This window comes from Streptomyces sp. NBC_01317 (genome assembly GCF_035961655.1).
Lineage (GTDB): Bacteria > Actinomycetota > Actinomycetes > Streptomycetales > Streptomycetaceae > Streptomyces.
The window spans coordinates 4085539-4105521 of the sequence record NZ_CP108393.1; the positions used below are offsets into that span (position 1 = coordinate 4085539).

Here is a 19983-nt window from a genome sequence, read left to right on the forward strand (position 1 = left end):
ACAGCCGAAAGGCGCAACCAGCGGGTCCGACTACGTGCGGAATTCGAAGAGCGATGGAGAATCGAAATCGCACTCGGCTTCACGCCATGCCGGCCTTGCCGAAATGACGAAACTCCGCAGATCTCCTTCAATCAGGTAGGCCCCACCGCCCCTCAGGCCGGACGGGAGCTTTTCCGCCACACTCGAAGCCTCCTCCAGGTCGGCTTCCGCGATCGCAACACCTCGATACGCTGATCTAATTGACATGAATTCAACATGCCCGAAGTAGATCTCGACCCGCGTCGCTGTTCGCGCAATACGATCTGGATTGCTGCGCAGGATCAACTGACGATGCGATGCACTGAAGCTCCACACCTCAAAATCCCTATCGGATTCATACAGCAGATTCATTGAATCCCCGCAGCCTTGCGTATGGCACCAAATTCAGGCGCGTGCAGCGTCGCTGGCAAGCCGTTCCAGTACCAGTTGATCGACTCCCAGCTTCGATTACCCAACATTACATTTCTGCCGATCACGCTCATTTCCCAGGACGTTCCGTATCCTGACACTGTCGCCATTCTCATGCCACCCTGAACTCCTCGAACATAGGCTGTCGCGAATGCTTCCTCAGGAGTCGCTCCGGGTAGACCGTCGAGCGTCACCGTGAGGCGGGTGCCTGAATCACCTACAGCCTTCTGAACGCCATTGATCCACCCAGGAAGGCCATTCTCGGCAACGTCTCCATAATTACTGTCGTTAAAAGTGTGAGCATTTGAATCTCCAGCAGCTCGCCGCGAGGCCGCCAGAGCATCCGAGCGCTTCCCAACCCCCAGTACAACACTGTCCACACAGGTGTTATGAACAAGCACCGGTGCCGTGCCTGCCAGCACATAATACGTGTGCAGTTTTGCGACCGAGAAGTTGTACGTTCGGACGTGGTCCGTGTACGGGCGGTTGGCCGCGATCTTGGCCTTGGTGCCGTTGGCAGTGCTGAGCGTGGTGCCCGGCTTCAGGTCCGCCGCGTTGACCCAGGCGTTTTCCTTGGGGACCCAGAAGGGGTGCTCCGCCGTGGCTGTGATCTTTTTCTTGCCGTCGGCCGTCGCAATGGTGAGCTCGTTGAGCTCCTTCTTGCCCTCCGACGGAAGGAGTTCAGTGACGGGCTGCGCGCTTGTCTCGCCCGTCACCGGGTTGGTGGCGAGGACCTTGTCGCCTACCTCGATGTCTTCGATCTTCTTGGAGCTGCCGTCGGCGAGGAGAACCAGGGTGCCGGCAAGGAAGCACTTCGGGCCCCCGGCCCCACCTGCCTTAGTACCGCCTGCCTTCCCCAGCAGCTTCGAGCCGACCGCCTTGGCGCCCTTCGCCAAGCCCTTGACGACGGCTCCGCCGATGACCGATCCGGCGGCTCCGACCGCGGCTCCGATGCCGACTGCCGCGGCATATCCGCCCAGGCTGTGATCAGCGCCGTCGGTAAGGGCGTTGGTGACAGCTCCGGCCGCCGCCCCCGCGATTGCCCCGCACGCCGCCCCCACCGCTACCGCGCCCATTCCCGCGGTGGCCGCCCCGGCGCCGACTGCCACGGCTCCGCAGGCCACACCGACCACGACTTCGGTGACGATGCTGATGACGGTGACGTGTTTCTTCATCCAGCCCATCGCCTTGCACTTCCAGTCGCAAGGGGCGGGCTTGGTCACCGTGACGGTGGAAGTAATGGTGTACGTGACCGGCGGCGGCGCGGTCTGCGGGACCGGCTTTTCTCCGTGTCCCTTGCTTGCCTCTTCGTCCTCGGGAATGCCCCGGTGGCGTGAGCCGTCTCCGGCCTGGAGTTGCAGGCCGGTCGGGTCGCTCTTGCTGATCGGGCTGTTGTTGCTGTACGCATACCCGTTCATCTGGAGCGGGTCCGCGATGTCGATGATCGGGTCCGCCGACAGGAAGCGGCCCGCCGCCTGGTCGTATTCTCGGGCGCCTATGTGGGTCAGGCCCGTCGTCGCGTCGTCGATTCCGACGCCCAGGTAGCTGCGCTTGTTCGGCCACGTCGTGGGCTTCGGGCCGCGGGTCTCGCCGTAGGGCTTGTACGCGCGGCGCGTGATCGGCTGGGTGCCGGACAGCTCCACCGACGTGTTCGCCGTGCCCAGTTGGTCGGTGATCAGGGCGTTGAGCTTGTGGCCCGTGGTCGCGCCGTTCACCGTCGTGCGGACCACCGTGGGCGCGCCCGCCTGGCCGTACGAGCGGGAGGAGCGGGTGATCTTGCCCGTGGAGTCCGTCGTCAGTTCCGTCTCGCCCAGGTACAGGGTCGAGCCCGCGGGCGAGTTCTCCAGGATGCGGTTGCCCTCGGCGTCGTAGACGTACGTCGTCTTCACGCCGTTGACCGTGATCGTGCGGAGCTTGTTCTCCGTGTTCCACGCCAGGTCCTGCGTGGTGCCCGGGAGGTCCCGGTCCGTCGTGTTGCCGATGTCGTTGTTCGTGTACGTGCTGCCCTGGCCCGCCGTCGTCGACGTGATCGCCGACAGGGTGTGCGGCTGGACCACGCCCTTGCCCGCCACCTCACGGCCGTAGCCGTACTTGAGGGTGACGTTCTTCGTCGCGTCAGCGGTGTTGTGCTCGGTCAGGGTGGCACGGTTGCCCAGCCAGTCGAAAGTGAACGACTGGCGGTACGCCGTCGCGCTCGTCGCCGTCGTGGACACCGTGCCCGCCGACGGAGCCGCCGCCGCCAGTGACGACGTCAGTGCCGCGCTCGGACTGGTCGCGTCGGACGCCGTCGACGCCGCGTCCGCGACCGGGCCGCTGCTCGGGGCGCCGTCGGACCGGGGCCCCCAGTTGGCGTTGCCCGACGAACGGCAGCCCGTGCCGGAGCCGTTCGGGGTGATGTTGGACGTCCAGGCGTGGACCAGTTCACCCAGCGCGTCGTACGTGTAGCACTGGTTGTCCCAGGAGGTCGTCGTACCGTCCGTCAGCTTCCGCGCGTTGGCGGTGACCATGCCCGACACGTCGTACGCGTACGTGCTGTCGGCGATCGGCGTATTGCCCGCCGTCTCCGTGTTGGTGAGCGTGCGCTGGAGGCTCCCCGAGTGCTGGTCGACGAAGTTGGTCGTCCAGACCCGCGACGGCTGCGAACCGCTCACCGAGCGCAGCGGCTCGCCGTACGGGGAGTAAGTGACGTCCGACGTGTACCAGTTGGCCCCGGACGTGGACTCCGCCAGACCGTCGGAGTTGTAGCGCGTGACGACCTTCTCCGCCGCCAGTCCGCCCTTCGCCGGCAGCGTGACCGACAGCGGCTTTCCGGTCGGCGTGTAGGCGTAGGAGTACGCGTACGTCCCGGACAGCCCCGCCGTCATCGCGTTGGCGGGTACGACCGTCTCGCTCCCGGTGACCTGATAGTCCGTGTCGTACCCGGTCACACGGCTGATCCACTCACCGCCCGACTCGTCCCGACGGGTCGAGGCCACGGGCAGGCCGAGCGCGCCCGCCATGTCGTACGTGAATCTCTTGACCGGCTCCGCGTCGACCGATCCCTCGCGGACCGCGACGGGCCGGTCCAGCTCGTCGTACTCGGTGAAGACGGACTTCCCGAGCGTGTCGGTGGTCTTCACCGGGCGGTCGGCGTCGTCGTACTCCGTGAAGGAGTCGCCCGTGTCCGGATCCGTCGACTTCGTCAGACGGCCCCGCACGTCGTATCCGTACGACCAGATGTCGCCGGCCGGATCGGTGACCTTGGTGCGATTGCCCCGCGCGTCGTACGTGTAGTCGGTCGTCCGCCCGGCGCCCTTCGCCCCGGCGGCGGTGGTGTAGTGCGTGACCGACGTGGTCCGGCCGAGCGCGTCGGTCGCGCTCTTCGTGGTCGCGGAGGTCGAGCCCGGGGGATCGACGGTCACCGTCGTGTCGTCGTACGTACTGCTGATCTCGTTCTGGTACGCGGCCCCGTGGTACCGCATCGCGCGGACCACGCGCTCCTGGCCGTCGTACTGCGTCCGCGTCTTGCTCGGGACCAGGCTCTCCGAGATCCGGGCGAACAGCTTCGTCTCCGGTTCGCCCTTCGCCAGATAGCCGCTGGTCTGCTCCTTCACCAGGCCGTGGTCGTTGTACTTGGTGTCAGTGATGATCCGGCCCGCGCCGTGCGCCTCGCTCTGCGTCTGCACCTGACGCGACAGCCCGTCGTAGATCGTGACCTGATTCGCGTAACCCCCGTCGTCCTTCAGGGACTTGACCGTGACAGCGGCCGGCTTGGTCTCGGCGGGTGTCGCGACGGCCGTCTGGTAGACGATCTCCGTGTCCGGGGACTTCCCGCCCGACGAGCGGGAGGGGGACCAGCCCTTGACCAGCCGGCCGAGCGCGTCGTACTCGTTCCGGGTGACGCGGCCGTTGGCGTCCGTGGCGGTCAACGGCAGGGCGCGGCCCGGGTCATAGGTCGTGGTGGCCGCGTACTGCTTCGTGTTGATGGTCTTGACCGCGGTGACGGGCCCGCCGCCGGCCGGGGTGTAGACCGTCTCGCTCGTGCCGGTCTTGGGCCGGGTGACCGTCCTGATCCGGCCCAGGTCGTCGTAGACGCTGCTGGTCGTCACGGAGTGGGACGTGCCCGCGCCGTTGATGTCAGCGACCAGGGTCTCCAGACCCTTGACCGGTGCCTCGCCGTACGCCTGGTAGTCGTACGAGGTCCGTACGGAGCTGAGCAGTTGGGTCGCCGGGTCCGCCGTGTCGAACGCGGAGCACGGAGTCGCCGTCGAGCGCGCCTCCTTGGTCTTCCCGATGATCCACGCGGTCGTGTTGTGGACGTACGACGTCCGCACGCAGACCTGGTTGCTCACGCTCTCGCCGGTGCCGTTGGGCTTGACGACCGACATCTGCACCTGGGTGGGCAGCCCGTACGTGTCCTCCACGCTCGTCGCGGTCCGTACCGCCTGCCAGCTGCTGCCGACCGTCTGGATGGCGTCCGCGCGCCCCACCCACGTGCGCTGCGCGAGCAGCGGGTCCAGATCCGTGCCGTCCTCGGCCTCCCGGCTGCGGGAAGCGGTCCGCTTGGACTCGGGGAAGGTCAGGGCCCGCTTGAGCAGACGGCCGCCGGCCTCCTTGTACGTGAGGGTCTCCGCCGCCATCCCCGCGAACTGCGACGCGTCGTCCGCGACCAGCACCACCGCACCCGTGGAGTCCTTGACGGCGCCGCCCGTGCCCTGGAAGTACCGGGTGACGGAGTACGACGCCGGGTCCGGGTCCTCGTTCTTCGCGGTGGACCCGCCCTTGGTGGTGGCGACCTGCCGGTAGCCGCGCCAGACGCTGTACGTACGCAGCGACGGGCGGCTGAACTCGTCGTCGCTCTTGTCCCAGGCCGGCGAGGTGTACTTGTACGACGTCACCACCGGCACGCTGTGGGTCGTGACCTTGTCCGTCTCGGTGACCGAGTCCACGACGTACTTGTTGAACCATGCCTTGGCCGGCTTCTTCTCCTCCCCGTCCGGCGACCAACGCACCGGATAGCAGGTGCCGTTGGCCTTCTCCTTGTCGGTGGAGGGTTCGGTGGCGCAGCCGCCGGTGTACTCCACCTCGATGTCACCGCCGTTCTCGGTGGAGACGACGCCGATCCGCGGCCGGGTGAAGCCGGGACGCTTGTCACTCGCCCCCGAGGGCACGAGGTTGGGCAGCTGACGGTCCTTCAGCCGCGCTCTCAGCGGCGATTTGCTGCCCACCGTGTAGTGGGAGAAGCTGACGCCGGCCGCCGACTGGAGGGTCCCCTGGGTGTCGCCCGGCGCGAAGCCGGTACGGGTCACGGAGTTGAGCCACAGGCTCGGCGAGGTGTCGTACCAGTCGGCCGGGAAGGACTGGTTGAGGCTGTACGTGTCCACCTTGCCCAGCCCGGTCTGCCCCGGCCGAGCGGCCTTCGTCGTCACCGAGTCCAGGCGGAGCTGCGTCCAGAAGGAGGGGAAGGGCGGGCACAGCTTGGAGGTGGACTTGCAGTTGAGGTTGCCCGGGGTGTCCCACCAGGGGCGGTACGCGCCGGGGTCGTCGGTCCTGGCGAAGTTCGCGGAATCGCAGGCGGTTCCCGTCGCGAGGCAGCGCTGCGCGACCTGGAACTCGACGGTGGCCGACGGCTTGGTCAGGTCGGCGGTACGCATCCCGTACTCGATCGACACGAGGTACGCGGCCCGGTCGTAGTTCTCCGGCGACGAGCTGCCCGACCTCTTCACCGTCGCGCAGGACGGCCGCCTCTTCATCTACCCGTCCCAGGCGACCAACGACCTCGTCAAGGGCACGGGAGACCTGGACTACTCCATGCCGGGCGCCTACCGCGCCAATCCCGACAAGGATCCGAACGGCGACAAACTCCCCACCCAGGTGCCCGCGCCGACCACCCACTTCAACAAGGCGCTGATCACGCACAACGGTGACATCTACGGAGGCGACGGGTTCCAGGACCTCGTCGTACGCGTCGAGGGCAAGCTGTGGGTCTACCCCGGCGACGGCTACGGCGCCGTGAACACCGACAAGCGCCGCGAGATCCTCCTCCCGCCCGGCGCCCCCGACCCCGCCACCTTCACCCAGATCGTCTCGGCCGGCGACGCCACGGGTGACGGCAAGACCGACTTCTTCGTCACCATCGGCGACGCCCTCTGGGCGCTGACCGGCTACAGCGGCGCGACCGTCGAACAGGCCACCAGGCTCTCCGCCACCCCCTGGACGACACGCGACATCGTCACCGTCCTGGACATCACCGGCGACGGCGTCACCGACCTGCTCTACCGTACGGACGAGTCGGGACGGCTCCTGCTCCGCACCGGCATCAAGCGGGCGGCGGGCGGGGTGGACCTCAACTCCCTGGCCACGGCCGCCAATTCGCAGGGCGGAGCCGACACCGAGTACGCGGCGTCCGGCTGGTTCAGCTCCGCCGTCCCCCAGATCATGGGCACCCCCGACACCAACGACGACAACATCCCCGACCAGTGGGGTCTGCGCGCCGACGGTTCTGTACGGATTCACCTCGGCGGCCGGGCGGTCCTCACCGGCAGCGGCACCGAGGTGATCGGCGCCAACGTGCCGTGGCAGGGGCGGCAGGCGATCGGCTGACGCCGGGGGGCGGGGCGGAGGAGCAGCCGGTCGGTCGGCCGGTTGCTCCTCCGGTCCGGCGGGGGTGGCCCGGCTACTTCTCGATGGTGATGTCGGCGAAGCTGATGACGAAGGCGTCGGGGTCGTCGTCCTCGTCCAGGTGGTAACTGGCGCTGGCCCAGGCGTCGGTGAGGCGGACCCGCCGGGAGGTGGGGGCGGCCGGGTCGCCCGCGATGAGGATGACGTCCTGGTGGGTGTCGGTGTTCTCGACGTCCTCGACCCAGGTTGTCGTCGCCGGGTGGCGTACGTCCCCGCGCGTCAGGACCACATTGCCCCACAGGGGCACGGGGACCCGGGCATCGGAAGCGAGGAAGGACTCGAAGTCGAGTTCGCTGCCGGTGAGGGTGAGCTTGGTGACGGAGTCGAGCACCTCGGCGTTGTTGTCGCCGAGGTCGAGGTGGTACGCGGTCATGTCGAGATCTCCTGGAAGCGTCGGCGGGGTCAGTACAGCTCGGGCGACGTACGGACAGGAAGCCGCGTCTTGAAGATCGTGCCGTTGTCCAGGAAGAAGATGACGCGGGCGTTGTCGCCCGGCGTGATCAGACGGGTCGGGCTCTCCAGCATGATGTGGTGGCTGCCCGGTACGAACGGGAACTCGCTCTTGGCGGGCAAGGTGACCCCGTCGAGCTTGACCATCTTCGAGCTGTCCGCGTCGGTGACGGTCCGGTAGATCGTCACGCGCTTGTAGTCGGGACTGGTGATCTTCGAAACCTTGACGTCCTTCCCGGCGGAGTTCGCCAGCGTGATGTAGCCCGCGGCGGGCAGCGCGTTGGGCAGCCAGCGGACCCAACTGCTCCTCGCCGCCGCCGTGATGTCGAGAGAGACCTTCGACTTCGCCATCGATGTGCCTTCCTTCCGCGGGGTCCTTCGACCCCGTCCGACAAGCACGTTATGCACACGGCCGATCACGTACGGCGCATACAGCGGAAGATCATCCGATCCGGTGCCCCGGCCCCGGGGGCTCGTAGTCGGGGCAGAGTTTCTGGCCGCACTCGCACTTGGGCCAGCGCAGGGCCGCGCCCGGTACGAGATCGGCGTCGCCGCCGGCGGCGCCGGTCTCGGGCTTCCGTACGACCAGGACGCCGTCCGTGCCGAACTCCTCCGTCAGCCTCGCCAGCAGATGCCGCGCTTTGCTCTGTGTCATTCCGCCACTCGCCTCAATCCGTCCAGCACACGTTCCAGGAGTTCTTCCGTCACGGGGTCGTACATCCGGGGAATCCGCTCGGGCACGAGCCGCCAGAAGCCGCCGCCGTGGACCGTGGCCTCCAGTTCCGCCGTACCGTCCGCCGTTCCGGCGGCTCGCTCGCACATGGTGGGGATGCGCCTTCCGTCATCGCAATGTCACCGTCTGTGCAACAAGCATCGGCAACTCTGCGTAATATCAGAAGCCATTTCCCTCCCAACCCGGCCACGGGGATAAGGAGTTCCTGGCATGGCACCACGAGCACGAGAACTGACACCCGACCGTTCCGCCCGCCATCTGTTCGGGTCGGAGATGCGGCGACTGCGCGAACAGGCCGGCATGAGCCTGGAAAGCCTGGCGGGTGTGGTGAGGTACGCGAAGAGTTCCCTGGCGCGGTACGAAACGGCGGACGCGATGATCCCCCCGGACCTCGCGGAACGCCTGGACGCGGCGTTCGGTACGGACGGGCTGTTCGTGAAGCTGTACGGCTTGGCGCGCCACGAGATCCACCCGGATCAGTACCGCCGACGGATGGATCTGGAGGCGCAGGCGCAGCTCATTCAGGAGTTCGCGGGCTCGCTCGTCCCGGGCCTGGTGCAGACCGAGGCGTACGCCCGCGCCCTGTTCCAGATCCACAACCCCAGGGCCACACAGGACGAGATCGAGGAACTGGTCACGGCGCGCATGAGCCGACAGGCCCTGCTTCGAGCCGACCCCTCGCCCGACCTGTACCTGATCCTCGACGAGGCAGTGTTACGACGCGCGTACGGCGGTCCGGCCACCATGCGCGACCAGCTGGCCCGGCTGCTTGACCTGACGCTCACTCCGACCAGCATGGTGCAAGTTCTCCCCTTCGAACACGGGGGACACGCTCTGGCCAGTGGGTCCCTCGCGTTGCTGACGCTCAGCAACGGCACCCAAGTCGCCTACGAGGAAAGCATTTCGACCGGCACGCTGCTTGAGGAAAAGAATGTCGTCAAGTCCCGTCAGCGGGCCTACGATCTGCTAAGGGCGTGTGCCCTGTCACCGAAGGAATCGGCGGCATTCATCCGAGCAGCCATGGAGGCACTTCCTCATGAGGACCACCCTGGACCTGACCCGCGCTGAGTGGGTCAAGTCCACCTACAGCAACGGCAACGGCGGCGGTTGCGTGGAGTGGGCGCCGGGTCACACCTCCTCCACCGTCGTCCCGGTCCGGGACAGCAAGGACCCCTCCGGTCCCGCCCTTCTCCTGACCCCCACCGCTTGGGCGACCTTCGTCGCGTTCGCCGCACGTCAGGCAGACTGACCAGGTCAAGCGCTACGCGGGCCGGCCGAACTCCTCGATGAGTACGGCGTACTGCTCACCACCATGTCCGGCGGCGATCGCCCGGTCAGCGATCGCCTTGAACAGCCGGGGCAGTTCGGCGTTGACGCCCGCCGTCTCGCAGGCCTCGATCAGGTGCGTCATCGCCCGCACGTCGGTCTCCAGAGCCGACACCTCGGCGGGGAAGGACCCGGCGTCGACCTGCTCGGCGTACCCGGGCAGCCAGTCGGCGACGCCGGCGGCCATCTGCCGCGCGAACGGAGCGTAGGTCGCCGCGTCCACGCCGACCGTCCTGAGCAGGGCGGTGCCCTGGAGCCAGGCGTTGAGGACGCTCCACATCATGGCGAGGCCGGCCACGTCGTACAGCGATGCCAACCCCTGGTCCTCGCCCAGGTAGGTGGGGGCGCCGAGCGCGTCGAGCGTCGGCTTGTGGGTGTCGAAATCCGACTGGGGTCCGCTGTGGAGGATCACCGCGTCGGGGGTTCCGATCGCGGGTGGGACTGCCATGATGGCGCCGTCGAGGTAACGGGCGCCGCGCTGTTCGGCCCACGCGGCGGTTTCGCGGGCCTGGGCGGAGTCGCCCGAGGTGAGGTTGATGAGCGTGGTGCCGTCCAGGTCGACGTCGGGCGTGCCGAGGAGTTCGCGTACGGCGTGGTAGTCGGTCAGGCAGATGACGGTCAGGGAGTCGGGGCGGACCGCGTCGCCGACGGTAGGAGCCAACTCCGCCCCCTCGGAAACAAGTTGGCCGGCCTTGGCGGCCGTACGGTTCCACACGGTGGTGGGGTGACCGGCTGTCAGGAAGGCGCGGGCGAGGGCCTGGCCCATCAGTCCTAATCCGATGACGGTGACGGTCGCGGGCGTATCGCTTGTGGTGTGGGTCATGGCAGCATCGTCAACGTTCATACCGGTGTGAAGGTCAAGCGAGGTTGGTCTGATGCGGATCGGTGAACTGAGTCGGCGGACGGGCGTGAACGCGCATCAGCTGCGCTACTACGGGGCGCAGGGGTTGCTGGAGGCGGACCGTGGGGCGAACGGTTACCGCGACTACGACGAGAGCGCGGTGCTACGGGTGAAGCAGATCCGGCACCTGCTCGGCGCGGGCCTGTCGTCCGAGGACATCGCGTACCTGCTGCCGTGCGCGACGGGAGAGGCCCCGGAACTGCCGGGGTGCCCGGACCTGCTGGCCGCGATGCGGTCCAGGCTGGAACGCCTGGACGACCAGATGGAGAGACTCGCCCAGTCCCGCGAGGCCCTGGCGCACTACATCGGCGAGGCGGCACGCACGAGCGCCGGCACGTATCCCCCCTTCGACGGCACGGACCGCGAGCCGATTCTGGCCTGAACGACCCACCACGGAGGCCCCCATGACGACCGCTCCGGACCTGGCCCACGCCGAGTGAGTCAAGTCCTCCTACAGCAACGGCAACGGCGGCGGTTGCCTGGAATGGGCGCCGGCCCACGCCCGTACCACCCACCGCGTCCCGGTCCGCGACAGCAAGAACCCCACCGGCCCGGCCCTCCTCCTCACCCCCACCGCCTGGACACACCTCGTCGCGCTCGCCGCCCGTCAGGCGAACTGAGCTGCGTGGCATACCGCCGATCCAGACCAGCCGCAGAGCCCCGTCGAGGGCTCCCGAGCCCGCTGGAGACTTCCGGTGGTCGCCCTGGTGATGAACGGGACATGAAGGCGGAGAGCTGGGGGATGCAACGCGGAGGGAATTCCCCTCATCTATTCGATGAGTGGATTTCCGATTGGCTGGAATCCGTCAGGATGATCTCCGAAAATTCGCTGGGCCGCCTGGTTCCGCCGATGTTAGGTTCGCGTGGTCGATATTGAGCAGACCGCACATTCTCTCACGAGAAAATGGAGCCACAGATGCGCATACGACAGGTGCTCTCGGCCGCCGCGCTTTCCGTCGCCATGGCCGCGACTTTCGTGATCGGCTCAAGCGGGACCGCGTCCGCCGCACCGGCGGACTGCAAGAGCGGCTGGGTGTGTCTCTGGGACTTCCCCGGCTACGAGGGGGCGGCCTGGTCTGCGGCGAGCGGGCCGGGCTTCTACTCGGTGGGCTCGAACGTACAGGGCAAGGTGTCCAGCGTCTGGAACAACTCCGGCTATTCCGTAAATCTGTACTCCGAGTGCGACGGCTGGATCGTGCTCCCCGCCGGTTCTTACATATCTGACCTTTCCACCTGGAACTGCGCCGGCACCACATTCAACACCTGGAACAACAGGACCGATTCCCTCGACGTGTATTAGATCGTGAATTGCTGACGAGGAATTCACCTTCCGGTGAGCCGGGGCCTGTCCAGCAAATGTTGCCGGACAGGCCCCGGCCCGGTCCCGGGAGGGCTCAGCGCTTGAGCGTGAAGGTGAAGTCGCCGGAGAGCTTGCCGCTCAGCCGGATCGTCGACACCAGGTTTCCCTCCCTGATCAGCCGCTCGACTTCGGCTCGTGGCAGGCCGAAGCCGTCCGCGATCAGTCGCGCCGGGCGGACGGGGACGCGGGCCGCGAAGCGGACCGAGACCTCGATCGCCTCGGACTTGTCGTCCTGGTGGGCCGGGCCGCCGCCTGTGTCCAGGCGCCAGGCATCGGTCCAGTCCAGAGCCATGTGGTTACGGCGTCGCACAGCCGGATCCTGGAGCAACTCGGCCGTCAGGGCCCGGTCGTTGTGGTGCAGTCGGGCCAGCAGCTCGGGTCGTACGGAACGTACGTTCATCCGCTCCAGGACCGTGAGCTTCGCCGTCTCCCCGCACACGGTGCAGAGCGCGAGGAGCCAGGCATCGATGAGCTTGTGGTGGGCGTTGACGCGGAACTTGCCGCTCGGCCGGAGGCGCTCGGACGGGCACGCGTGGCACCGTCGGAGGACAACAGGCAGGCAGGTGGGCATGACCACCCAGATGGTGAGCACAGAAGTACACCGGTTCCAGTGAGAAATCCGCAGCAAAAAGCAGCGCGGCGCGCAGGCGCGACGCGCGACGAATCAGCGCTCGGGAGGTCTCACTTGGTGTACAACGGCACGTCCTTGCCCAGACGACTCGGTCGGGCAGCACGGTAGCGGCGCGCGGCGGCGCCGCTCCACCGGTTTTCGGGCGGGCCGGCCGGCCGGGTCCTACGAACGCGTCGTGGTGATGGCCACGTTCGCCTCGTCCACGCGCAGCAGCTTCACCGTCACCGTGACCGTCTCGCCGCCCGCCCGGCCGTACGTGCCCCTGCCGCCCTCCCCCAGGGTCATCGAGCCCGAACCGCCCGACGGGTACGCGGTGTGGAGCCGTACCACCCTGTTCTTCACCCAGGCGGTCAGCTTCATGTCACCGACCTTGATGTCCGCCGGGTCCGTCGTGAGCCGGATTTCGCACTTTCCGTCCGCGCAGGCGGCGAAGTCGGTGCCGTCGGCCGGTGGGGGAAGCTTGGCACCGGAGTTGACGGGGGCGGGAGTGGCGGGGGTCGCGGGAGTGGCAGGAGTCGCGGGGGTACGGGACGGGTCGGCCGGTCTGGCCGGTCGTCCCGGTGCCGACGACGGGACACAGCGGGGCGCCAGGTGGTACGCGGCCGCCAGGTCCGGGTTCTTGTCGGCCAGGGCCGGCAGGTCGGGGCGCGGCTGCTTCAAGGACGCCAGCAGGCCGCCGACCCGCTTCGCGCGCTCGGTCTTCTCCGCCGGGGAGAGGCTCGTCAGCGCGAAGAAGTCGGACAGCCGCGCCACCTCGGGGCGGATCTCGCCGACACCCGCCGCCAGTTGCGCGCGCAGCCGGTCCGCGGCGGGGATTCCCGACGGCCGCAGTCCGGCGTAACCGGCCGCGACGGCCTCCACGGAGGACGAGGCCCACTTCAGGTAGCTGTCGGCGGTGAATCCGGCGTCGGGGCGGTAGGCCGGGCCGGGGACGGGGTCGGAGGCGAGGGCGGAGGTGTCGGCGGGGGCGTGGGCGCTCGCCGGGTCGTTCGTGGGGTGCGCGAGTTCCTTGATCTTCCGCGCGCTCTGCTTCCGGGCCGCGTCGAGGGTCGCGGTGGTCGCGCACATCGTGTCGGTCCACACGACGAGCGCGCGGCTGGGAGCGGTGGCGGTGGTGATGGCCGGTTTGTCGTCCGTACGGGCGGGCGCGGCGTCCTTGCCCGGGGTGCATCCGCTCACCAGCGCCAGGCCTGTGGCGAGCGCGAGCGCGGCCCCTGAGCGGCGACCGGCCACGCGTACCCCTGTCCGTACCGTCTTGAGCATGCGAGATCCTCTCCTGGTCCGGGTGCGGAGCGTAGCGAGCCGTCGCCGTGTGTGGTCGCGATGCGTGCATTCCGGTCGTCGCGTTCACTCGTCAGGAGGGACGACGGCCGCGCGGGTGGACGGATGGAATAGCGGGAGGGGGGTCCCCGTTGTAGGGTGCAGAATCGGTTTAAGATTCAACCAAAAGCCCGATAGCAGGCAAGCGACCAGCGAGAGGTGAGCACGATGCAGTTCGGGATCTTCACGGTCGGCGACGTCACGCCCGACCCGACCACCGGACGGACACCGAGCGAGCACGAGCGGATCAAGGCGATGGTCACCATCGCGCGGAAGGCGGAGGAGGTCGGGCTCGACGTCTTCGCGACGGGGGAGCACCACAACCCGCCCTTCGTCCCCTCCTCGCCGACGACCATGCTCGGCTACATCGCGGCCACCACCGAGCGGCTGATCCTCTCCACGTCCACCACCCTCATCACCACCAACGACCCGGTGAAGATCGCGGAGGACTTCGCGATGCTCCAGCACCTGGCCGACGGCCGGGTGGACCTGATGATGGGGCGCGGCAACACCGGGCCCGTCTATCCGTGGTTCGGTGAGGACATCCGGCAGGGCATCCCGCTCGCCATCGAGAAGTACGCGCTGCTGCACCAGTTGTGGCGCGAGGACGTCGTGGACTGGGAGGGCAAGTTCCGTACGCCCCTCCAGGGCTTCACGGCCACGCCCCGGCCGCTGGACGGCACACCGCCGTTCGTCTGGCACGGCTCGATCCGCTCGCCCGAGATCGCCGAGCAGGCCGCGTACTACGGAGACGGCTTCTTCGCGAACAACATCTTCTGGCCCAAGGAGCACTACCAGAAGCTGATCCGCCTCTACAGGAAGCGGTACGCGCACTACGGGCACGGCACGCCGGAGCAGGCGATGGTCGGGCTCGGCGGGCAGGCGTTCATCCGGAAGAACTCGCAGGACGCGGTACGGGAGTTCCGGCCGTACTTCGACAACGCGCCGGTCTACGGGCACGGCCCGTCGCTGGAGGAGTTCACCGAGCAGACGCCGCTGACCGTGGGCAGCCCGCAGGAGGTCATCGAGAAGACGCTGACGTTCCGGGAGTCCTTCGGGGACTACCAGCGGCAGCTCTTCCTGATGGACCACGCGGGGCTGCCGCTGAAGACGGTGCTGGAGCAGCTCGACCTGCTGGGTGAGGAGGTCGTACCGGTGCTGCGGGCGGAGTTCGCGAAGAACCGGCCGGCGGAGGTGCCTGAGGGGCCGCTGCACCCGGCGGCCGCGGCGGCGCGTACCGGCTCCGACGCCAGGGAGGTCTGACCATGGCTCTGACCATGGAAACGCTGAAGATCGTCACCGTATCGGCGGGACTGAGCAAGCCGTCCTCGACGCGCCTGCTCGCGGACCGGCTGGCGGAGTCGGTGACGTGGGAACTGACCGCCCTGGACGTCAAGGCGGAGGTCACGGTCGTCGAACTGCGCGACCTGGCCGTCGACATCGCGCACCACCTGGTCACCGGCTTCCCCTCGCCCGCGCTGCGGGCGGCGCTGGAGTCCGTGACCGGGGCGGACGCCCTGATCACGGTGTCGCCGGTGTTCGCGGGGTCGTACAGCGGGCTCTTCAAGTCCTTCTTCGACCTGGTCGAGCCGGACGCGCTGCGCGGGACGCCGGTCCTGCTGGCGGCGACGGGCGGGACGGCCCGGCACTCGCTGGTCGTGGAACACGCGATGCGGCCGCTGTTCTCGTACCTGCGGGCACTGACGCTCCCGACGGCGGTCTTCGCGGCGACGGACGACTGGGGCGCGGGCGCGGACACGTACGGCGGCGGGCTGCCGGCGCGCGTCGAGCGGGCGGGGGCGGAGCTGGCGCGGCTGGTGGCGGGGTCCGGCGCGGGTTCCGGCTCGGGGTCCGGCGGGACGGGGCGGAATGCCCCGGGCGCCGAGGACGCTGATGATGCGGACGAGGTGGTGCCGTTCGAGCAACTCCTCGCGAACCAGACGAGCACGACCAGAACGACCAACCGGTAGGAGCACGACATGAGCACCAGCCCCACCTCCACCCCCACCAGCGGGATCGTGGTCGGCGTCGACGGCTCGGAGCCGTCCTTGAAGGCCCTGCACTGGGCGGTACGGCAGGCGAAGCTGACCGGCGAGCAGGTGACGGCGGTGATCGGGTGGGAGTACCCGGCGACCGGCTGGGCGGCGATGATGCCGGGCACTCCGGCGGAGTTCGACCCCGAGTCGCTGGCGCGCCAGATCCTCGACGAGACGCTGGACAAGAACCTGGACGACACGGTCGCGTCGACGATCGAACGCCGCGTGGTGAACGGCCCCGCGGCCCAGGTCCTGATAGACGCCTCCAAGGAGGCGACGCTCCTGGTGGTGGGCGAGCGCGGCTACAGCGGCTTCACGGCCACGCTGCTGGGCTCGGTGAGCCTCCACGTCACCCAGCACGCGAAGTCCCCGGTGGTGGTGGTCCGGGGAGACCACACCGGGAGCTGACCCCTGCCGGGGGGTCCTGGTCGCCCTCAATCGCCGGGCGGGCTTGATGGGTGGGCCCCGGCCCTGGGTATGTGCGGGCCGGGGTGGGGTGTCCTCAATCGCCGGACGGGCTTGATTCGCCGGCGCTGCGGCCGCCCGTGACCGGATCTTGGCCGGGCGGTCATGAGGGCGCCCGGCCCGGCTCACTTGCGGTTGTACAGCCGCATCGTCACCGCCCCGAACACCACCAGCAGCCCCGCCGACCACCCCAGCGACCAGCCGATGTGCGCCGCGGGCCAGTTGCCCTCCATCAGTTCTCGTACCGCCGTCGCCACATGGCTCACCGGGCTGTTGTTCACGAAGGCCTGGAGCCAGCCCGGCATGGTCTTCGGGTCCACGAAGACGTTGCTCAGGAACGTCAGCGGGAAGATCACCATCATGCTCACACCCATGACGGACTTCTCGCTGCGCAGGAGCAGGCCGAACATCGTCCACAGCCACGAGAACGAGAACGCGAAGACCAGCAGCACCGCCAGGCCCGCGAGGATGCCCAGGGGGCCGCCGTGGGGGCGGTAGCCGATGGCCGTGCCGACCGCGAGCATCACCAGCGACGCGATCACATAGCGGACCAGGTCGCCCAGCAGATAGCCGACCATGGGTGCGGGGCGCCAGATCGGGAGCGTACGGAAGCGGTCGAAGACGCCCTTCTCGATGTCCGTGTTGACCGCGACGCCCGTGTACATCGTGATCATCACGACGCTCATCACCAGGATGCCCGGCAGCAGGAACTGGATGTACGCCGAGACCGAGCCGGCCAACGCGCCCCCGAAGAGGTACGCGTACATCAGCACCATCATGATCGGGAAGGCCGTCACGTCGAAGAGCTGTTCCGGTACGTGCTTGATCTTGAGCATCGCGCGCCAGCCGAAGGTCAGCGACGCGGAGAGCGCGCTGGGGCGGAGCGGGCGCTCCTTGTTCACCAGGAGGGCTGCCAGATCCTCCTGCCTGGGGGTGGTCAGTTCGATGTCGTTCGTGGCCGCCGCGCTGGTGGTCATGCCGCCGCCCCCTCCTTCGTCACGTCGAGCGGCTTGTCCGTCAGGGCCAGGAACACCTCGTCCAGCGTCGGCTGCCCCAGCGAGAAGTTGTCCACCGTGATCCCCGCCCGCGCCAGCTCCGCCAGCGCCCGCGCGGCCCGTTCCGCCGCGCCCTGTTCGCTGCCGTGCGCCGTGACCGTCGCGGTCAGGGCGACCGGGTCCGCGTCGAGCTGGACCACCGCGTCGAGCGCCCGCGTCAGCAGCAGCTCCGCCTCCGGCCGCCGCTCCGCGTCCCGCAGGCGCAGATGGACCGAGCCCGCCCCGACCGACGCCTTCAGCTCGCCCTTCGTGCCCTCCGCGATCACCTTCCCGTGGTCGATCACGGCGATACGGGACGCCAACTGGTCCGCCTCGTCCAGATACTGGGTCGTCAGCATGACCGTCGTGCCCTGCGCGACCACGGCCCGCACGATGTCCCACACCTGGTTACGGCTGCGCGGGTCGAGCCCGGTCGTCGGCTCGTCCAGGAACAGCAGGTCGGGCGTGTTGAGGATGGACGCGGCGATGTCGATACGGCGCCGCATGCCGCCCGAGTAGTTCTTGACCTGCCTGGCCGCCGCCTCCGTCAGCCCGAAGGCCTCCAGCAGTTGGCCCGCGCGCGCCCGCGCGGCGGCCTTCGCGTGGCCGAGGAGCCGCGCCAGCAGCACCAGGTTCTCGGTGCCGGTCAGGTCCTCGTCGACCGACGCGTACTGCCCGGTGAGGCTGACCCGCGCGCGGACCGCGTCCGCGTCCCGCACCACGTCCTTGCCGAACACCCGCGCCTCGCCGCCGTCCGGGCGCAGCAGCGTGGCGAGCATCTTCACGGCGGTCGTCTTGCCCGCGCCGTTCGGTCCGAGGACCCCGTAGACCGTGCCCGCCGGCACGGCGAGATCGATGCCGTCCACGGCCCGGTGCCCGCCGAAGACTTTCACCAGCCCCCGGGTCTCGATCGCGAGATCTGTTGTTGTCATCACCAGTCCTTACCAGTCCTTGTCGTGATCTGTGTTGTCCTGCGGAGGAAAACCCAAGCACGGGTAAAGACCTCGCGGCCCGCCAGAACTCATCTGGCGGGCCGCGAGAATTTTCAGGAGGTACGGGGCCCTCAGGGCTCCCGCATGTAGAACAGGTAGAACATGACCAGCGTCGTACTGACCCCGAACGTCAGGCCGATCCCCGAGGACAGCAGCACGCTGTGCTGGGTCAGGCTGTACAGGAAGCCGATCGCACAGCCGACCAGTACGCCCCAGGCGCCGGCGCGCAGTTCGCGGATCAGCACGTGCTGGACCCGTACCAGACCGTAGATCAACCCGGTGAGAACCAGCCCGGACGCCAGCGCCAGGGCCAGCTGACCGAAGTTGGCGGCTCCGCCGCTGCGCGCGATGAACTGCGCGTAGATGCCGTACGCCGTGCCGAAGAGCAGCGGCGCTCCCCAGCCCCGGAGCGAGATGTGCGGCCGGGTGCGGATTGCTGCGTGTGCCATGGCAGGAGGCTCCTTCCCCTCGCGCCCCCCACCACTCCAGGGCACACCAGCCACCCGCGACCGGCAACTCAGAAGGAGTACGGGCCGAACCTGCCCCACGCCACCAGCGCCGCCACGATCAGCAGGACGACGTTGAAGGCGACGTGCTTGGTCTCCGCGCGCCTGCCGTGCACGACGGCCGCCACCGCCATGACCACCGCCAGGCCGGTCGCGGCCAGCGGCACCAGGACGGTCGCGATGTCCAGGACGGCCGGGAGTATGAGCCCGATCGCGCCGAGCACCTCCACCACCCCGATGAACTTGAGCGCGGCGGGCGAGAAGTCCTCGGCCCAGGCACCGCTGCTCTCGACGATCTTCGGTTTGGGCTGGAGCGCCTTGCCCGCGCCGGAGGCGAGGAAGAGGAGGGCGAGGAGCGAGGCGGCGATCCACAGGGTGATGTTCATCAGGGACTTTCGAGAGGAGGGGAGGGGAGGGGAGAGGCGTGGCGTGGCGAGGCGCTTGACTTGAAGCTTCAAGTCAAGCGTCATGCGTGACCGTAGAACGGATCACTTGAAGCGTCAAGTGATCCGGTACGCTCGATCCCATGGATGACGCGAGCCAGGGGGAACGTGAGGCGGGCCGGGACGGCGAAGAAAGCGGGGCGCGCTGGCTGGACGACCGCCAGCTCTCCGCCTGGAAGGCCTACAGCGCCATGCTGCTCAAGCTGCCCGCCGCGCTCGACAGCCAGCTGACGCGGGACGCGGGCCTGAACCAGTTCGAGTACCTGGTGCTCGCGGGCCTCTCCGAGTCCGAGAACAGGACCCTGCGGATGTCCACCCTCGCCGTCCTCTCCAACGGCTCGCTCTCCCGGCTCTCCCACGTGGTCAAGCGCCTGGAGAAGCGCGGCTACCTGCGCCGGGAGCCCTGCGCCGCCGACGGGCGCTACACCAACGCCGTCCTGACGGACGAGGGCTGGGACAAGGTCGTCGCCACCGCTCCCGGACATGTCGAGGCCGTACGGTCCCTGGTGGTCGACGCCCTGGAGCCGGAGCAGCTGGACCAGTTGCGCGACATCAGCCACCGCGTGCTGCGGGCCCTGGACCCGGACCTCGGCTGTCCGTCGACCGAAACCCTCGAAGACGCGCCCCTGGACCCCGGCTCCGCCGCCCCTCACTGAGTCGGCGGCGCACCGCTCGCGCC

General features: G+C 68.5%; 21 protein-coding genes and 2 pseudogenes. 10 read left to right on the forward strand and 13 right to left on the reverse strand.

The genetic code is table 11. From position 1 onward, the window contains the following. Positions 1-30 precede the first annotated feature (30 nt). Positions 31-390, reverse strand: coding sequence for a hypothetical protein (locus tag OG349_RS17410; protein ID WP_327235486.1), 360 nt, complete (start codon positions 388-390; stop codon positions 31-33). Then, positions 387-6152, reverse strand: coding sequence for a polymorphic toxin-type HINT domain-containing protein (locus tag OG349_RS17415; RefSeq protein WP_327238604.1), 5766 nt, complete (start codon positions 6150-6152; stop codon positions 387-389). Before OG349_RS17415 ends, OG349_RS17410 begins: the two co-directional genes overlap by 4 nt. On the opposite strand from OG349_RS17415, the pseudogene OG349_RS17420 reads away from it, so the two are divergent. Continuing rightward, positions 6121-7029: pseudogene (locus tag OG349_RS17420) on the forward strand (FG-GAP repeat domain-containing protein); the annotation flags it as partial. The gene OG349_RS17415 and the pseudogene OG349_RS17420 sit on opposite strands and share 32 nt — an antisense overlap. Before the next feature lie 73 nt (positions 7030-7102). Here OG349_RS17420 and OG349_RS17425 read toward each other — a convergent pair. From OG349_RS17425 to OG349_RS17440, 4 genes are all read right to left on the reverse strand, one after another. Next, entirely contained in the window at positions 7103-7480 is a 378-nt protein-coding gene (locus OG349_RS17425; RefSeq protein ID WP_327235487.1) for a hypothetical protein, read from the reverse strand. A gap of 29 nt (positions 7481-7509) precedes the next feature. Continuing rightward, positions 7510-7908 carry a copper chaperone PCu(A)C gene (locus tag OG349_RS17430; RefSeq protein ID WP_327235488.1) on the reverse strand — a complete coding sequence of 133 codons (399 nt, stop codon included), beginning with the start codon at positions 7906-7908 and terminating at the stop codon, positions 7510-7512. A gap of 91 nt (positions 7909-7999) precedes the next feature. After that, entirely contained in the window at positions 8000-8212 is a 213-nt protein-coding gene (locus OG349_RS17435; RefSeq protein WP_327235489.1) for a hypothetical protein, read from the reverse strand. Further along, positions 8209-8379 (reverse strand): hypothetical protein, encoded by a 171-nt coding sequence (locus tag OG349_RS17440; RefSeq protein WP_327235490.1) that lies wholly within the window; start codon positions 8377-8379, stop codon positions 8209-8211. The genes OG349_RS17435 and OG349_RS17440 overlap by 4 nt, the downstream gene beginning before the upstream one ends. A 121-nt stretch (positions 8380-8500) precedes the next feature. Here OG349_RS17440 and OG349_RS17445 point away from each other — a divergent pair, with 121 nt between their 5' ends. Both OG349_RS17445 and OG349_RS17450 read left to right on the forward strand, forming a co-directional pair. Further along, positions 8501-9358 (forward strand): helix-turn-helix domain-containing protein, encoded by an 858-nt coding sequence (locus tag OG349_RS17445; RefSeq protein WP_327235491.1) that lies wholly within the window; start codon positions 8501-8503, stop codon positions 9356-9358. Further along, complete coding sequence (locus OG349_RS17450) at positions 9327-9539, forward strand: DUF397 domain-containing protein (RefSeq protein ID WP_327235492.1); 213 nt, start codon at positions 9327-9329, stop codon at positions 9537-9539. Before OG349_RS17445 ends, OG349_RS17450 begins: the two co-directional genes overlap by 32 nt. A 12-nt stretch (positions 9540-9551) precedes the next feature. Here OG349_RS17450 and OG349_RS17455 read toward each other — a convergent pair whose 3' ends face one another. After that, a complete protein-coding gene (locus OG349_RS17455) occupies positions 9552-10439 on the reverse strand; it encodes an NAD(P)-dependent oxidoreductase (RefSeq protein ID WP_327235493.1) in 888 nt (295 codons plus the stop codon). 52 nt (positions 10440-10491) lie between these two features. On the opposite strand from OG349_RS17455, the gene OG349_RS17460 reads away from it, so the two are divergent. The 3 genes and pseudogenes from OG349_RS17460 to OG349_RS17470 all read left to right on the forward strand — a co-directional run bounded on the left by OG349_RS17460 (position 10492) and on the right by OG349_RS17470 (position 11817). Next, on the forward strand, positions 10492-10899 hold the full coding sequence (locus tag OG349_RS17460; protein ID WP_327235494.1) for a MerR family transcriptional regulator: 408 nt from the start codon (positions 10492-10494) through the stop codon (positions 10897-10899). 73 nt (positions 10900-10972) lie between these two features. Continuing rightward, positions 10973-11137: pseudogene (locus OG349_RS17465) on the forward strand (DUF397 domain-containing protein); the annotation flags it as partial. Between the two features lie 296 nt (positions 11138-11433). Further along, positions 11434-11817: a peptidase inhibitor family I36 protein gene (locus OG349_RS17470; protein WP_327235495.1), complete on the forward strand. Its 384-nt coding sequence runs from the start codon at positions 11434-11436 to the stop codon at positions 11815-11817. A gap of 94 nt (positions 11818-11911) precedes the next feature. Here the strand turns inward: OG349_RS17470 and OG349_RS17475 are convergent, their stop codons facing one another. Next, a complete protein-coding gene (locus OG349_RS17475; protein ID WP_327235496.1) occupies positions 11912-12469 on the reverse strand; it encodes a DUF1062 domain-containing protein in 558 nt (185 codons plus the stop codon). Positions 12470-12670: 201 nt separating this feature from the next. Continuing rightward, positions 12671-13771: a hypothetical protein gene (locus tag OG349_RS17480; protein ID WP_327235497.1), complete on the reverse strand. Its 1101-nt coding sequence runs from the start codon at positions 13769-13771 to the stop codon at positions 12671-12673. A gap of 225 nt (positions 13772-13996) precedes the next feature. Here OG349_RS17480 and OG349_RS17485 point away from each other — a divergent pair, with 225 nt between their 5' ends. From OG349_RS17485 to OG349_RS17495, 3 genes are read left to right on the forward strand one after another with little or no spacing between them, the layout of a single operon-like run. After that, complete coding sequence (locus OG349_RS17485) at positions 13997-15091, forward strand: LLM class flavin-dependent oxidoreductase (protein ID WP_327235498.1); 1095 nt, start codon at positions 13997-13999, stop codon at positions 15089-15091. A 2-nt stretch (positions 15092-15093) separates the two neighbouring features. After that, positions 15094-15798, forward strand: coding sequence for an FMN reductase (locus OG349_RS17490; RefSeq protein ID WP_442806266.1), 705 nt, complete (start codon positions 15094-15096; stop codon positions 15796-15798). Between the two features lie 9 nt (positions 15799-15807). Continuing rightward, positions 15808-16272 carry a universal stress protein gene (locus OG349_RS17495; RefSeq protein WP_327235499.1) on the forward strand — a complete coding sequence of 155 codons (465 nt, stop codon included), beginning with the start codon at positions 15808-15810 and terminating at the stop codon, positions 16270-16272. Positions 16273-16454: 182 nt separating this feature from the next. Here OG349_RS17495 and OG349_RS17500 read toward each other — a convergent pair whose 3' ends face one another. From OG349_RS17500 to OG349_RS17515, 4 genes are all read right to left on the reverse strand, one after another. Then, entirely contained in the window at positions 16455-17306 is an 852-nt protein-coding gene (locus OG349_RS17500) for an ABC transporter permease (RefSeq protein ID WP_327235500.1), read from the reverse strand. Beyond that, positions 17303-18295 (reverse strand): ATP-binding cassette domain-containing protein, encoded by a 993-nt coding sequence (locus OG349_RS17505; protein ID WP_327235501.1) that lies wholly within the window; start codon positions 18293-18295, stop codon positions 17303-17305. The genes OG349_RS17500 and OG349_RS17505 overlap by 4 nt, the downstream gene beginning before the upstream one ends. Positions 18296-18426: 131 nt before the next feature. After that, entirely contained in the window at positions 18427-18804 is a 378-nt protein-coding gene (locus OG349_RS17510) for a hypothetical protein (RefSeq protein ID WP_327235502.1), read from the reverse strand. Positions 18805-18872: 68 nt separating this feature from the next. Then, complete coding sequence (locus tag OG349_RS17515; protein WP_327235503.1) at positions 18873-19247, reverse strand: DoxX family protein; 375 nt, start codon at positions 19245-19247, stop codon at positions 18873-18875. 140 nt (positions 19248-19387) lie between these two features. Here OG349_RS17515 and OG349_RS17520 point away from each other — a divergent pair, with 140 nt between their 5' ends. Next, positions 19388-19960: a MarR family winged helix-turn-helix transcriptional regulator gene (locus OG349_RS17520; protein WP_327235504.1), complete on the forward strand. Its 573-nt coding sequence runs from the start codon at positions 19388-19390 to the stop codon at positions 19958-19960. The last annotated feature ends 23 nt before the right edge of the window (positions 19961-19983 follow it).